Below are 11,617 nucleotides of genomic sequence, written 5' to 3' on the forward strand. Positions count from 1 at the left end.
CACGATGCTGATTGATGATGTTGAGGGACGTCGTCGTTGGCGTCGCGCAAAGACGTTTCAATTTCCGTGCCAGTTACGCGCACGCGGGAAATACAGGGATTTCAGGGCGTTATTCGTATTGCCCGAATTGTTTGCAGGGCTTTTCCGCACGCTAAATTTGCGATTCGCTCAATCCTTGTGCGACGCACAAGGATTGAGCTTGGTGTCGATTAATTGGGCGCGGGCATATTTCGCGTTAACGCGTGATCTACGCTGCCTCGACGAAGCGATGACGCTCGTAGAGGAATTCGAGCACGCGCTGGCGGCACTTCAAGTAAGTGGCGTTGGTCGCGAGCTCGAGCCGCTTGCGCGGCCGCGCCAGCGGCACCTCCAGCACCTCGCCAATGCGCGCGCTCGGCCCGTTCGTCATCATCACGATGCGATCGGACAGCAGCACGGCCTCGTCGACGTCATGGGTGATCATCAGGATGGTGTTGCCGAGCTTCTGATGCAGCGCCATGACCGAGTCCTGCAAATGGGCGCGGGTCAGCGCGTCCAGCGCGCCGAACGGCTCATCCAGCAGCAGCACCTTCGGCTCCATCGCCAGCGCCCGCGCGATGCCGACGCGCTGCTTCATGCCGCCGGAGATTTCGGAAGGACGCTTGTCCCTGGCATGGGCCATCTGCACGAGGTTGAGATTGTGCATCACCCAGGCGTCGCGCTCGGCGCGGGACTTGGTCTTGGCGAAGACCTTGTCGACGCCGAGCCTGACGTTCTCGTAGACGGTCAGCCACGGCAGCAGGCTGTGGTTCTGGAACACCACGGCGCGATCGGGCCCCGGCGAGTTCACCTCGCGATTCTCCAGCAGCACGCCCCCGGTGGTGGCGTTGGTCAGCCCTGCGATGATGTTGAGCAGGGTCGACTTGCCGCAGCCGGAATGGCCGATGATCGAGACGTATTCGCCCTTCTCGATCGTGAGGTTGATGTCCTGCAGCACCTCCGTGGTGGCGGCGCCGCGGGTAAAGACCTTGTCGATGTGGTCGAGCTTCAGATAGGCGGTCATGTACCCTCTCCTCTCAGTTCTGCGCGGTACCGCGGGTGACGAACTTGCCGAGGCCCGCGATCAGCCGGTCCAGCACGAAGCCGACGATGCCGACATAGAACAGCGCCAGGATGATCTCGCTGATATGCGAAGAGTTCCAGGCGTCCCAGATGAAGAAGCCGATGCCGACGCCGCCGATCAGCATTTCAGCGGCGACGATCGCAAGCCACGACAGGCCGATGCCGATGCGAAGGCCCGTGAAGATGTAGGGCGCGGCCGCCGGGATCATGATCTTGGTGAAGAACTCGAGCGGGTTGAGCTGCACCACCGCGGCGACGTTGCGATAGTCCTGCGGAATGTTGCGGATGCCGACGGCGGTGTTGATGATGATCGGCCAGATCGAGGTGATGAAGATGACGAAGATCGCCGAGGGCTGACCGTCGCGGAACGCCGCGAGCGACAGCGGCAGCCAGGCCAGCGGCGGAATGGTGCGCAGCACCTGGAACAACGGATCGAGCCCGCGCATCGCCCAGACCGACTGCCCGACCAGCACGCCGAGCGCGATGCCTGCGACTGCGGAGAGCGAATAGCCGAAGGCGACGCGCTGGAGACTGGCGGACAGATGCCAGAACAGGCCCTTATCGATGCCGCCATGGTCGAAGAACGGATCGAAGATCAGTTCCTTGGTATCCTTGAACACTCTTGACGGCGGCGGCAGCGCCGAGCCGGCTCTCCGGCAGACCAGCTCCCACACCAGCGTCAGCAGCGCGATCACGACCAGCGGCGGGATCACGCGAACAGCGGTCTCCTTTGCCATGCGTGCGTAAGCTTCGGCGCGCGGGGGACGCTTTGGCGTCAGCGCGACGACTGGCGCGACGGTTGCGGCAGGCGTCGCGGTCTCAACCTCGAACTTCGTGGCAGTCATGTTCATCGCTATCTCTCTCCGGCGTGGCAAGGACGATGCGGCCGCCCCAAAGGCGGCCGCAGGGGCTCCATCAGACTTCGACACGCTTGATCGCGAGCGACTTCAGATAGGCAGCCGGATTTTCCGGATCGAACACCTTGCCGTCGAAGAAGGTCTCCTTGCCGCGCGAGGTGGAGGTCGGAATGTCGGCAGCGGCGACGCCGAGCGTCTTGGCCGCGTCCTTCCAGAGATCCTCGCGGTTGACCTTGGCGATCAGCGCCTTGCTGTCGAAACCGGCCTCGTACTTGCCCCAGCGGATGTCCTCGGTCATGAACCAGAGATCGTGGCTCTGGAACGGATAGGAGGCATGATCGCGCCAATACTTCATGATGTGCGGCGAGTTCTCGATCACCTTGCCGGGGAGGCCGTAGTCGAACTTGCCCTTGGCGCGGTCGGCGATGTCCTCGACAGGACAGTTGATCCACTGGCGCTTGGCCATGATGGTGGCGAGCTCCTCCTTGTTCTCCATCTTGTCGGCCCATTGCTGGGCCTCCATCACCGCCATCAGGATCGCCTTTGCCGCCTTCGGGTTCTTGTCGACCCAGGCCGCGCGCATGCCGAACGACTTTTCGGGATGCTTGCTCCAGATCTCGCCGGTGTTGACGGCGGTGTAGCCGATGCCCTGATGGACCAGCTGCCCCGGCCAGGGCTCGCCGACGCAGAACGCGTCCATGGTGCCGACCTTCATGTTCGCCACCATCTGCGGCGGCGGCACGGTGATGGTCTCGACGTCCTTGTCGGGGTCGATGCCGCCGGCGGCGAGCCAGTAGCGGATCCAGAGGTCATGCGTGCCGCCCGGGAAGGTCATCGCGACCTTGGCCGACTTGCCTTCCGCCTTCTTCTTCTCGAACGCGGCCTTGAGCACCGAGGCGTCCGCGCCGACCTTGAGGCCGGCATATTCCTTGGCGACCGAGATGCACTGGGCATCGAGATTGAGCCGCGCCAGGATGTACATCGGGGTCGGCTGGTTGTTCTGCGTCACCTTGCCGGCCGAGATCAGATACGGCATCGGGGTGAGGATATGCGCGCCGTCGATGCCGTTGCCTTCGGAGCCGAGCACGAGGTTGTCGCGCGTGGTGCCCCAGGACGCCTGCTTCTGCACGTCGGTGTCGGGCACGCCGTGCTTGGCAAACAGGCCCTTGTCCTTGGCGACGAACAGCGGACCGGCATCGCTGAGCGCGATGAAGCCGAGCTTGGCGCCCTTGACCTCGGGGCCTCCATCCTGCGCGAAGGCACCGGCGGGGAAATTCAGTTTGGCGGCGGCGAGAAGTGCGGCGGTCGAGCCGGTGGCCTTCAACAATTGACGGCGGCTGAGGCCAGTCGTTTCCGAGGGCCGGCGGATGCGCTTAGTCATAGGCGGTGTCGTCCTTTGCGTCGTTGCGAAATGATTGCGGCTGTGCGCGCGAGCAGCCCGTCCGTCCGGTGGCGCCATCATTGGCGCATGCGAACGCACGACGGGGAGGGACCCACCCGTCTGGTGGCGTCAGCAAATCGGATGAGAAGTCTCGCGGGACGGCTTCAATGGCGTCGAGCTGGAACCATTCAAGCTTCGTGCCAAGCCGGACACCTTGAAAAGTGACAAATAATCAGTGCCTTAAAGAGGCTGCGCCAGACTGTCGCAGCAGGTTTCCGCATCCGAAATTTGCGATCTGCCCAATCCTTGTGCGGCGCACAAAGCTTGTGCAACCGCTCATGCAAAAGGCCCCCGCCGCATCATGAACGGATCAGGCAGCGCCGCATCATATTGATATCTCTACACCTTCCCGACGTACTCGGACGGCACGCAACTTGCATTTCCTACGGCGTCAACGAAGACTGCGGCTTGCCGCATTGTTGCAGCCTCTGGCGGCTGCATCCCGGAAGCTCAACTGCTTCGCGGCCTTCCCGGCTTTAAAGTCCTCGTGACGCGATTCCCAAGGCTTCCAGACTTTTCCATAGCCCTCGTGCGCGGCAGGCCCGCCCGCACGGCCGATGACGTTCAGCCGCGCTCTCCGGAGCGTGTCGATCTCACTTACGAAGCAAAAGGAACCATTGATGTCGTATCTCGCGCCTTCGGAATTCGTCACCAAGATGGTGGATGCGGGCGAGTCCAAGATCTTCATGTCCACCCGGGATACCATCATCCGCGCCTATATGGCCGGCGCCATCCTGGCGCTCGCCGCTTGGTTCGCCGTCACGATCAACGTGAACACCGGCCAGCCGCTGGTCGGCGCGCTGCTGTTTCCGGTCGGCTTCGTCATGCTCTATCTGCTGGGCTTCGATCTCCTCACCGGCGTGTTCGTGCTCTCCCCGCTTGCCTTGATCGACAAGCGCCCGGGCGTCACCCTCGCCGGCGTGCTGCGCAACTGGGGCCTCGTCTTCGTCGGCAACTTCGCCGGCGCGTTCACCGTGGCCTTCATGATGGCCTTCGTCACGACCTTCGGCTTCACCCAGGCGCCCGAGAAGGTCGGCGCGGCCATCGGCAATATCGGCGAGGGTCGAACCCTCGGCTATGCCGCGCACGGCGCGGCCGGCATGGCGACGCTGTTCATGCGCGGCATGCTCTGCAACTGGATGGTCTCGACCGGCGTCGTCGGCGCCATGATCTCGACCTCGGTCCCCGGCAAGGTCATCGCGATGTGGATGCCGATCCTGGTGTTCTTCTACATGGTGTTCGAGCATTCCGTCGTGAACATGTTCCTGTTCCCGTCGGGCCTGATGCTCGGCGCGAAGTTCTCGATCATGGACTATCTGATCTGGAACGAGATCCCGACCGTGCTCGGCAACCTCGTCGGCGGCCTCGCCTTCACCGGCATGACGCTCTATGCCACGCACGTCATGACCCTGCCGAAGCGCCAGGCCGACAGGGCTGCGAAGCCCCGCGTTGCGGCCTGATCGAATACGTCTCGACATAGGAGCCTCGCCCGGTCAGGGTGAGGCTCCCCCCTCCTGGTGATGACGATGACCCCCGGTCTCCTGATCTCGGTCGGCCAGCACTCCGACAAAGGTCGCAAGCCCATCAACCAGGACTTTCACGGCGTGCTGATTCCAGAGGAGCCGCTGCTCAGCCTGAAGGGCATCGCGGCGGTTCTCGCCGACGGCATCTCCTCGAGCACGGTGAGCCAGATCGCCAGCGAGTCGGCGGTCAAGAGCTTTCTGATGGACTATTACTGCACGTCGGAATCCTGGACGGTGAAGACCTCCGCCCGCCGCGTGCTGGAGGCGACCAATTCCTGGCTGCACGCGCAAACGCGCAAAAGCCAATATGCCTATGACCGCGACAAGGGCTATGTCTGCACCCTCAGCGCCATGGTCATCAAGGCGACCACCGCGCACATCTTCCATGTCGGCGATTGCCGCGTCTACCGCGTCGCCGGCAAGGCGCTCGAGCAACTGACCGACGATCACCGCATCATCGTGTCGTCGGAGCAGACCTATCTCGGCCGCGCGCTCGGTATCAATCCGCAGCTCGAGATCGATTACCAGACGGTCGAGATCCAGGCCGGCGACACCTTCCTGCTGGCGACGGACGGCGCGTATGAATTCGTCGATGCCCGTTTCGTCACGAGCGCGATCAACGAACATGCCGAGCTCGACGCAGCGGCGAAGGCCATCGTGGAGGAAGCCTATCGGTGTGGCAGCGACGACAACATCACCGTCCAGATCCTGCGCATCGATGCGGTGCCGGAGGAATCCGGCATCTTCGATCAGAGTTCGGCGCTGCCTCTGCCGCCCCTGCTGGAGCCGCGGGCCATGTTCGATGGCTACCGGATCGTCCGGGAGATCCACGGCAGCAGCCGCAGCCACATCTATCTCGCCGTCGATATGGAGACCGAGGAAGCGGTCGCCCTCAAGATTCCGTCGATCGACCTGCGCGACAACCAGGTCTACCTGAAACGTTTCCTGATGGAGGAATGGATCGCGCGGCGGATCGACAGTCCGTACGTACTCAAGCCGCGCTCACGATCGACCCGGCGGAATTATCTTTACGTCGCGACCGAGTTCGTCGAAGGGCGGACGCTGCGGCAGTGGATGCTCGACAATCCCCGTCCCGATCTGGAGACGGTGCGCAGGATCGTCGAGCAGATCGCGACCGGGCTTCGCGCCTTCCACCGGATGGAGATGCTGCATCAGGATCTCCGGCCCGACAACGTCCTGATCGACAAGACAGGCACCGCCAAGATCATCGACTTCGGATCGGTCAGGGTCGCGGGCGTCGCCGAAGCGGCGCCGAGATCGGCGGACGCGGAAATTCTCGGCACGGTCCAGTACACGGCACCGGAGTACTTCCTCGGTGAAGGCGGATCGCCGCGGTCCGACATGTTCTCGCTGGCCGCCATCTGTTACCAGATGCTCACCGGGCATCTGCCCTACGGCGCCCAGCTTGCCAAGATCCGGGGACGATCGGACGCGTGGAGACTGAGATATCGTCCCGCAATCGATGCGGAGCGGGGCATCCCAGGCTGGATCGACGGCGCGCTCAGGAAAGCGCTGCATCCCGATCCCTACAAGCGCCATGAAGATCTCTCCGAGTTCGTGTTCGAGCTCAGAAATCCCAATCCGGCCTATCTGAACACGCGCATCACGCCCCTCCTCGAGCGCAATCCGCTGATGTTCTGGAAGCTGACCTCGGCCGCGCTTGCCTGCGCGGTCGTCGTGCTGCTGGCGCTGCTGCACGCGCGCTGAGGCGTGGAGAGATCCGCTTGCGTGCGAGCTGCGTCGCGGCCAAGCCTGTCGTTCAGTACGGAAGGCAACGAGGCCCCCGATCGAAGCCGCCGTCTCCTGCGATCGGTCCTAAATTTCGAGTGGAAGTCACTTGGACTACGGGACGCCTCCGAAGAGGCGATCCCGCAGATTGATGGTCGTTGTGATGATCAGAGCTTGCCTTCCGCGAGCAGTTCGCGGGTCCGCTTCAGCGTCGAAAGCAGAGCGGTCTTGTAACCCTTGTCGCTGTCGAACTGCGCCTGCTCGGCCTGCTCCTCTGGTCCGAACGGTGTCTTCCCGCGCAGGCCGGTATAGCAATAGAACCGCAATTGCAGCGCTCCCGCTTCATCTTCGAACAGCTCGTTGATAATCGCGCCTTCGCGCGGACCGGCGGCCTGGAAGAAGGTCACCTTGCGCTCCGGATCGAAGCTGACGATTTCGCGCAGATCGTCGCCTGCGATGGTGGCTTCGCGCACGAGGTGTGTCGCACTCTCCCCCACGACCTCGCAGTGGGTGCAGAGATTGGGCGGGAGAAACAGCTGGGCATCGCGTGCCTTGAGAACCAGGCCGCGCCAGACCTGCGTGCGGCTCAGTGGCGTCTCGCCTTGCGGATTTACTGGAACGGTAGCGGTCGAATAGATCATGATGGAATTCCTTGACGTGATCGGGGAACGCCGCTGCCCTCAGACGGAGGCCGTGATCTCGGAGACGAAGTCCCGATAGGAGCGCAGAGGGCGGCCCAGCATCTCGGTCAGACGCTCGACGTCGCCGGCATCGGGCATCATTCCCTCCGTGAGAAAGCGCTCGCTCATCAGGCGCATGTCGAAGGCCATCCAGCTTGGCATGAATTGCCTCAGATTCTTTTCGAAGCCAGCGGTGTCGTCGCCGCCATAGGCAATCGTGCGGCCCAGCGCCTCGGACCAGATTGCGGCAGCCTTCGCACCGGTCAGCTCATCGGGACCGACGAGATTGAGGCGTGCGAGCGGAAGCGGCGTTGCAGCCTGCTCGCGCCGAATGAGCTCGATCGCGGCGATCTCGCCGATGTCGCGTGCGTCGATCATCGCGAGGCTCTTGCTGCCGATCGGCATCGGATAGATGCCATAACCGAGCACGACGTCCTTGATCGTGAGATCATTGTTCATGAAGTAGGCCGGGCGCAGGATGGTGGCGTTGAACCCCATCTGCTCGATCATGTGCTCGACACCGAACTTGCCGGCAAAGTGCGGCACGTTGACGTAGCGATCGCTGTGGATCACCGACAGGTATACGACCCGCTCGACGCCGGCCTCCCGGGCGACGTTGAGCGCGACCAGCGCCTGGGTGAATTCATCCGCGACGACTCCGTTAAGCAGAAACAGGGTCGAGACTCCCGTGAAGGCGCCGCGCAGCGCGTCGACGTCGAGGAGGTCGCCCTGCACGACGGTGACCTCTGCAGGGAGGTTCGCCTTCGCGGGATCGCGGACGAGCGCGCGCAGGTCGGCGCCGCGCTTGACGAGTTGTTCGACGACGTGGCGGCCAACGGTGCCGGTGGCGCCGGTAACGAGGATGGTCATGGGGGTTACTCCGGGGTTGGGTCTGAAGACACCCCGAAACTACTGATCCACAATCTGACCGATAGACGATATATATGGACGGACCGTCTCACTGGTGGAACACATGGATCTCCTAGCCCTCGCCGATTTCAATCTGGTCGCCCGGCATGGCGGGTTCGGACGGGCCGCGCGGGCCGCGGGTCGTCCGAAGGCTACCTTGTCCCGCCGGGTCGCGGAGCTGGAGGCGGCGCTCAACCTGCGCCTGTTCGAGCGCGGCGTGCGTACCTTGAAACTCACCCAGGAAGGACGCGCGCTTTACGAGCGGACCGGGACCGAACTCGACGAGACCGCCGCAGCGATCGCTTCCGGAGGCGACAGGCCGCGCGGCAAGTTGCGCATCAGCGCACCATTGCTGTTCTCTCAGATCGCCATGGGGAAGCTGGCCGCCGCCTTCGCCCTGAAATATCCGGAGGTCCGCCTGGAAATAACGACGGAAGACCGGGCCGTCGACATGGTCGAGGAAGGTTATGACCTCGTCATTCGAGTCGGTCCCGATCCGGATGAGAGCCTCGTAGGTCGCATCTTCCTGCGCGATCGGCTGGTGGTCGTGGCGAGCCCCCACCTGAAACGACCAAAGGACAAGCTCGCTGTCCCCGCCGTCGTCCGCGGGACGGGTGACCGGAGTGTCGCCTGGAACGTGACGGGGCCGACTGGTCGATTGCGTTTTCCAGTCGACCCAGTGCTCAGCCTGGCATCCCTCATCATGGTCCGTGACGCGGTCAGGGCCGGCGTCGGTGCTGGACGCCTTCCCTTGTCCCTCGTCAGTCCCGATCTGTCCGTTGGCACGTTGAGCCATTGGGGTGACATCGACGCCCCTGAGATCCAGCTATGGGCGCTCTACCCGTCGCGGCGATTGCTGAGCGCACGTGTTTCCGCCTTCCTCGACTTCCTGAAGGAAGCCTTTCCAAAGGGCACACCCGAGGAGCTTGCCGCCTATCTCGATAGATAGTCGCTGCGCGCGCCGATTTTCCTGACCCTCACGCCGGCTCCGCCGCCTTCGTCCCCAGCGGTTTCGGTGCCATCCCGCCGCCGGGCTTGAGGCGGAATTCGTAGCTCATCAGGTGCCACCGCCCGTTCGCCTTGGTGCCGTCGGGCATTGCGGGATCGTTGCGCGGCTCCACCTTGGCGACGAGGTCGTCCTTCACGCCGAACACGACGTCGGAATCGAGATATTTGTCACCGTCCATGAAGACGTGGGTGATCAGCGGCTCATAGCCTTTGGCATTGACCAGGAAGTGCACATGCGCCGGGCGCATCGGATGGCGATTGGTTTGCACAATCATCTCCCCAACGGGACCGTCGGTCGGGATCGGGTAACTGCACGGCAGGATGGTGCGGAAGAAGAAGCGGCCGTCGCTATCGGTGATGAAGCGCGCGCGCGCCGAGGCGCCGACCTCATCATAGTTCGGCTTCTGGGAATCATAGAAGCCGTCGTCATCGGCATGCCAGACATCGACGGGAACGCCGGCGAGCGGCTTGCCCTTGAGATCGGTGACGCGGCTCTGCACGAACATCCGCTCGCCCGTCTGATTGTTCGGCGAGATGTCGGTGCCATGCGCGGTCACCTTGTGCTCGCCGACATAGAACGGCCCGAGCACCGTCGTTTGGGTCGCGCCTTCGCGGTCGCGATGGTTGACCGCATCCACCAGCATGGAGACGCCGAGCACGTCGGACAAGAGGATGAACTCCTGGCGGGGTGTCGGTGCATTTCTGCCCGGTCCGGGTCAGGAAATCGATGGCGTATTCCCATTCTTCGAAGGTGAGATCGGTCTTGCTCACGTAATCGTGCAGCGACTTCACCAGTTCCTGGAGCAGGAATTTCGCACGCGTATCAGGCGTCTGGTCGAAGCTCTTGATGACGGCTCCGGTAAGTTCAGTCTCGTTGAACTGGGTCATGGTGCGTTTGCCCTCACGTTCTTCTCGTTGGCCCAGGCGGGCTCCTTGGAGGCGTTCCAAGGTCGAGGCTACACCAACCGGCCCGGCCTCGTTAAGCGCAACCGACTTGGAATGGCGCCGCCATTTCGGTATCAACTTTCCGACAAAACGCCCCGGAGGAACTGATGCTCGCCCCCACCCCCGCCTCGCCCGAATCCGTCGGCATGTCCAAGGCCGCGCTCGACCGCGTCGATGCGCATCTCAAGCGCCGGTACATTGATGCCGGCCGTTTCCCGGGCACGCAGCTCCTGGTCTATCGCCGCGGCAAGATCGCCCACAGCTCGGTGCAGGGCTTGGCCGATGTCGAGCGCAAGGTGCCGGTGAAGGACGACACCATCTACCGCATCTATTCCATGACCAAGCCGCTCACCAGCGTCGCCTTCATGATGCTGGTGGAGGAAGGCCTCGTCGCAATCGATGAGCCCGTGGCCAAATACATTCCGGAATGGAAGGATCTCGGCGTATTCGTCGCCGGCACCTACCCGGCCTTCCTGACGCGGCCGCCGGCCCGGCCAATGCTGATCGTCGACCTGCTGCGCCACACGTCCGGGTTAACGTACGGCTTCCAGCAGCGCTCCAACGTCGATGCCGCCTATCGCAGTGAGAAGATCGGCGAGGTCGAGAAGTCAGGCACGCTGCAGACCATGATCGAGGGCCTGGCAAAGATCCCACTGGAATTCTCGCCGGGCGAGTCCTGGAATTATTCCGTCGCAACCGACGTGATCGGCTACCTCATCGCCAAGATCTCAGGGATGCCCTTCGAGCAGTTCCTGAAGCAACGCATCCTCGATCCGCTCGGCATGACCGACACCGATTTCCACGTGCCGGCCTCCAAGGCGCATCGTTTCGCCGCCTGCTATTCCGCCGATCCCGGCGGCGGCATGACCTTCCATGCCGGCCAGCGCCGCGAGGGCATCACGCTGCAGGACGATCCGACGACGAGCTCGTTCCTGTCACCGCCTTCCTTCATCTCCGGCGGCGGCGGCCTGTGCTCGACGGTCGCCGACTATCTCACCTTCTGCCGCGCGCTGCTCAATGGCGGCGAACTCGGCGGCGTCAGGCTGATCGGGCCGAAGACACTGGCGTTGATGACGACGAACCACATCCCCGGCGACCGCGCGTTGCCGGAGGTGTCGCGCTCGCTGTTCTCCGAAGCGACTTATAACGGCATCGGCTTCGGCCTCGGCTTCGCCGTGACCATGCGCCCGGCCGAGACGCTGATCGCCGGCAGCCCGGGCGAATACAATTGGGGCGGCGCGGCCACGACCTCGTTCTGGATCGATCCGGCCGAGGAGCTGATCACCATCTTCATGACGCAGGTGCTGCCGTCGAGCGCCTACCCGATCCGGCGCGAGCTGCGCAGCATGGTCTACGCCGCGATCACCGAGAGCAACCTGTAACCGATCGCGGCGATCCCGCGGC

The 11,617-nt window shown here is 63.4% G+C and carries 9 protein-coding genes and 1 pseudogene; 4 read left to right on the forward strand and 6 right to left on the reverse strand.

All coding sequences use genetic code 11. From position 1 onward, the window contains the following. Window positions 1-247 precede the first annotated feature (247 nt). From ACVIIV_RS33120 to ACVIIV_RS33130, 3 genes are all read right to left on the reverse strand, one after another. Window positions 248-1,042: an ABC transporter ATP-binding protein gene (locus tag ACVIIV_RS33120; RefSeq protein WP_456747933.1), complete on the reverse strand. Its 795-nt coding sequence runs from the start codon at window positions 1,040-1,042 to the stop codon at window positions 248-250. A 13-nt stretch (window positions 1,043-1,055) separates the two neighbouring features. Then, a complete protein-coding gene (ntrB, locus tag ACVIIV_RS33125; protein ID WP_456747934.1) occupies window positions 1,056-1,952 on the reverse strand; it encodes a nitrate ABC transporter permease in 897 nt (298 codons plus the stop codon). A 64-nt stretch (window positions 1,953-2,016) separates the two neighbouring features. Then, the gene (locus ACVIIV_RS33130) at window positions 2,017-3,339 is read right to left on the reverse strand and encodes a CmpA/NrtA family ABC transporter substrate-binding protein (protein WP_456747935.1); all 1,323 of its coding nucleotides are present in this window, start codon (window positions 3,337-3,339) and stop codon (window positions 2,017-2,019) included. A gap of 680 nt (window positions 3,340-4,019) precedes the next feature. Here ACVIIV_RS33130 and ACVIIV_RS33135 point away from each other — a divergent pair. Then, entirely contained in the window at window positions 4,020-4,859 is an 840-nt protein-coding gene (locus ACVIIV_RS33135) for a formate/nitrite transporter family protein (RefSeq protein ID WP_456747936.1), read from the forward strand. Window positions 4,860-4,919: 60 nt separating this feature from the next. After that, window positions 4,920-6,650, forward strand: a complete 1,731-nt coding sequence (locus ACVIIV_RS33140; RefSeq protein ID WP_456748888.1) for a protein kinase domain-containing protein — start codon at window positions 4,920-4,922, stop codon at window positions 6,648-6,650. Between the two features lie 188 nt (window positions 6,651-6,838). On the opposite strand, the gene ACVIIV_RS33145 is transcribed toward ACVIIV_RS33140, so the two are convergent. Together ACVIIV_RS33145 and ACVIIV_RS33150 are read right to left on the reverse strand one after the other, a co-directional pair. Then, a complete protein-coding gene (locus ACVIIV_RS33145) occupies window positions 6,839-7,312 on the reverse strand; it encodes an SRPBCC family protein (protein WP_456747937.1) in 474 nt (157 codons plus the stop codon). 39 nt (window positions 7,313-7,351) lie between these two features. Then, entirely contained in the window at window positions 7,352-8,221 is an 870-nt protein-coding gene (locus ACVIIV_RS33150) for an SDR family oxidoreductase (RefSeq protein WP_456747938.1), read from the reverse strand. Between the two features lie 103 nt (window positions 8,222-8,324). On the opposite strand from ACVIIV_RS33150, the gene ACVIIV_RS33155 reads away from it, so the two are divergent. Then, window positions 8,325-9,209 (forward strand): LysR family transcriptional regulator, encoded by an 885-nt coding sequence (locus ACVIIV_RS33155; protein ID WP_456748889.1) that lies wholly within the window; start codon window positions 8,325-8,327, stop codon window positions 9,207-9,209. 28 nt (window positions 9,210-9,237) lie between these two features. Here the strand turns inward: ACVIIV_RS33155 and ACVIIV_RS33160 are convergent. Continuing rightward, window positions 9,238-10,156: pseudogene (locus ACVIIV_RS33160) on the reverse strand (intradiol ring-cleavage dioxygenase). A gap of 164 nt (window positions 10,157-10,320) precedes the next feature. Here ACVIIV_RS33160 and ACVIIV_RS33165 point away from each other — a divergent pair. Continuing rightward, complete coding sequence (locus ACVIIV_RS33165) at window positions 10,321-11,595, forward strand: serine hydrolase domain-containing protein (RefSeq protein ID WP_456747939.1); 1,275 nt, start codon at window positions 10,321-10,323, stop codon at window positions 11,593-11,595. Window positions 11,596-11,617 lie beyond the last annotated feature (22 nt).

The organism is Bradyrhizobium sp. USDA 4354 (genome assembly GCF_054060315.1).

Coding starts and splice junctions, on each gene's coding strand:
- ntrB (WP_456747934.1), bottom strand. CDS start 1,952: ATGAACATGACTGCCACGAAGTTCGAGGTTGAGACCGCGACGCCTGCC.
- ACVIIV_RS33135 (WP_456747936.1), top strand. CDS start 4,020: ATGTCGTATCTCGCGCCTTCGGAATTCGTCACCAAGATGGTGGATGCG.
- ACVIIV_RS33130 (WP_456747935.1), bottom strand. CDS start 3,339: ATGACTAAGCGCATCCGCCGGCCCTCGGAAACGACTGGCCTCAGCCGC.
- ACVIIV_RS33150 (WP_456747938.1), bottom strand. CDS start 8,221: ATGACCATCCTCGTTACCGGCGCCACCGGCACCGTTGGCCGCCACGTC.
- ACVIIV_RS33155 (WP_456748889.1), top strand. CDS start 8,325: ATGGATCTCCTAGCCCTCGCCGATTTCAATCTGGTCGCCCGGCATGGC.
- ACVIIV_RS33165 (WP_456747939.1), top strand. CDS start 10,321: ATGCTCGCCCCCACCCCCGCCTCGCCCGAATCCGTCGGCATGTCCAAG.
- ACVIIV_RS33140 (WP_456748888.1), top strand. CDS start 4,920: ATGACGATGACCCCCGGTCTCCTGATCTCGGTCGGCCAGCACTCCGAC.
- ACVIIV_RS33120 (WP_456747933.1), bottom strand. CDS start 1,042: ATGACCGCCTATCTGAAGCTCGACCACATCGACAAGGTCTTTACCCGC.
- ACVIIV_RS33145 (WP_456747937.1), bottom strand. CDS start 7,312: ATGATCTATTCGACCGCTACCGTTCCAGTAAATCCGCAAGGCGAGACG.